This window comes from Anaerobacillus sp. 1_MG-2023 (assembly GCF_030547345.1).
Classification (GTDB): Bacteria; Bacillota; Bacilli; order Bacillales; family Guptibacillaceae; genus Guptibacillus; species Guptibacillus hwajinpoensis_B.
This window is the reverse complement of sequence record NZ_JAUORD010000330.1, coordinates 1-229: the sequence shown is the minus strand read 5'-3', so window position 1 is coordinate 229 and position 229 is coordinate 1. Positions and strand designations below refer to the sequence as shown.

Below are 229 nucleotides of genomic sequence, written 5' to 3'. Positions count from 1 at the left end.
CTCGCATCATTCCATATGAGCCAATCACTCTTGATCCTGCTGCACTGATTTTTCATTACGGTCAAACCGTTTTTGAAGGGTTAAAAGCCTATCGTTCTGATAATCGAATTATATTGTTTAGACCTGAGAAAAATTTACAGAGACTGAACATTTCAAGTGAACGTTTAAGCATTCAACATATTGATGAATAGCGTGTAATGGTCTATCTTAAGGAATTAATTAGCTTGTA

The 229-nt window shown here is 34.9% G+C and carries 1 pseudogene; it reads left to right on the top strand.

The window, feature by feature from the left end:
* Positions 1 to 188, top strand: a pseudogene (locus tag Q4550_RS24330) (branched-chain amino acid aminotransferase); the annotation flags it as partial.
* Positions 189 to 229 lie beyond the last annotated feature (41 nt).